Origin of the sequence: Rhizobium sp. LC145 (assembly GCF_001005825.1) — a bacterium.
Taxonomy (GTDB): domain Bacteria; phylum Pseudomonadota; class Alphaproteobacteria; order Rhizobiales; family Rhizobiaceae; genus Neorhizobium.
On sequence record NZ_LBHV01000029.1, the window covers coordinates 1 to 1,548 of the forward strand.

At 54.5% G+C, this 1,548-nt stretch carries 4 protein-coding genes; 2 read left to right on the forward strand and 2 right to left on the reverse strand.

The features are described 5' to 3' along the window. Window positions 1-5: 5 nt before the first annotated feature. On the reverse strand, window positions 6-425 hold the full coding sequence (locus YH62_RS28960; protein ID WP_046797785.1) for a type II toxin-antitoxin system VapC family toxin: 420 nt from the start codon (window positions 423-425) through the stop codon (window positions 6-8). Next, a complete protein-coding gene (locus YH62_RS28965) occupies window positions 422-676 on the reverse strand; it encodes a plasmid stabilization protein (RefSeq protein WP_037149590.1) in 255 nt (84 codons plus the stop codon). The genes YH62_RS28960 and YH62_RS28965 overlap by 4 nt, the downstream gene beginning before the upstream one ends. 239 nt (window positions 677-915) lie before the next feature. Here YH62_RS28965 and YH62_RS28970 point away from each other — a divergent pair, with 239 nt between their 5' ends. Both YH62_RS28970 and YH62_RS28975 read left to right on the forward strand, forming a co-directional pair. Then, on the forward strand, window positions 916-1,116 hold the full coding sequence (locus YH62_RS28970) for a type II toxin-antitoxin system VapB family antitoxin (RefSeq protein WP_046797786.1): 201 nt from the start codon (window positions 916-918) through the stop codon (window positions 1,114-1,116). Continuing rightward, window positions 1,113-1,496 carry a type II toxin-antitoxin system VapC family toxin gene (locus YH62_RS28975; RefSeq protein WP_046797787.1) on the forward strand — a complete coding sequence of 128 codons (384 nt, stop codon included), beginning with the start codon at window positions 1,113-1,115 and terminating at the stop codon, window positions 1,494-1,496. The genes YH62_RS28970 and YH62_RS28975 overlap by 4 nt, the downstream gene beginning before the upstream one ends. The last annotated feature ends 52 nt before the right edge of the window (window positions 1,497-1,548 follow it).

Sequence of the window (1,548 nt, forward strand, 5' to 3'; positions counted from 1 at the left end):
TGTCGTTATCGGGACCAGGGATTGATCACCTTCAACCCAGCAGCCTCGAACGGGCTTGTGTCGCGAGTGGCGATTGCAAGACCATTCGCTGCTGCTATGGCGGCAATGTAGCCATCAGCCGGGCCGATCGCCTTCCCAGATACTCGAGCGCGTGCCATCAGTTCCGAGTAGAACTGTGAAGTCGCCAGATCGAAGGGCAGGATGCGCTTGGAAAAGTGAGGCAGCACTTCTCCCTCAAGGCGGTCGCGAAGGGTAGTTTGCCGTTTCCCTGAGGGCATAGCAGCAATCCCGAAGCGAAGTTCGGCGATCGTTATTGCAGAGAGGAAAAGCGTTTCGATGGCTTGGGCGTCCAACCAGGCAACCACTGCCTCGTCAGGAACCGGTTTCCACGGCTCGGATATAACGTTGGTATCCAGCAAGATCATTCGAAGGTCATCGGTTCAGCGGGCGTCTTGTCGCGACTTTTCTGCAGGGCCTCAACGTCGCTGTCGGAAAGCTCAGCGTCGCGGCCAATAGCCGCCAGTAACGAGCCAAGCTTAACACGCTCTGGGGGACGGACCGCGGCCTCAATAATGTCGCGGATCTCGGCCTCGGTGCTTCGGCCGTGATGAGCCGCTCGCAGCCGCAGAGCACGATGTGTTTCGTCAGAAAGATTTCGAATGGTGACCGCCGGCATTGATATCAACCCCATAGGAATGATGGCTTTGATATCAAAATATGCTAAATGTCATCAGGCTTCAAGGATTCAATAATGAGGACGAAAACCAGGTTTGTTCAGGTCTCCGAAGTTGATGGGATTCGAACCGAAATCCCTGAGACAATTCTGATCGATAAGCAGTTGCCATATTAACAGGACGGCGTAGATTTTGGCACCAAATGGTGCTATAAATGCCGCTTTAATATGGGAGTTTTTTCATGCGTTCGACTATCAATCTCGACGATAACCTCATGGAACGAGCAAGATCCCTTACCGGAACCAAGGAAACGGCCGCGCTTGTTCGCCAAGCATTGGAAACGCTCGTGCGAGTCGAGTCTGGAAGGCGGCTCCTCGCGCTCGGGGGCTCCATGCCCGATGCAGAAGCAGCTCCTCGCCGCCGGAGCGAAGCGGCAAAGTGATCCTTGTAGACACGTCCATCTGGATTGATCATTTTCGCCACGGAGACTCGGAGCTACGCAGAATCATTGAGGACAACCTGCTACTCTGCCACCCTGCAATTATCGGCGAATTGGCGCTTGGCAGCTTGCGGGACCATGATGCCGTAATGGCGTATTTAGCGGCACAGCGCGAAGCATTCGTCGCCACCCACGCCGAGGTCATGACGATGATTGATCGGCATTCGATTTTCAGCATGGGCATTGGTTACACCGACGCCCACTTGTTGGCTTCGACGTTGCTTGACGGGCGATCGAGCTTATGGACCAGAGACAAACGTCTAACAGCAGCAGCTGAAAAGGCAGGCGCCCTGCTGCATACACCTGCGATCCCACCCAATTAGTCGGTGCAGACGTGAGCACTGTCCATGCTTATTACCTAAAAGCTCTTGATGA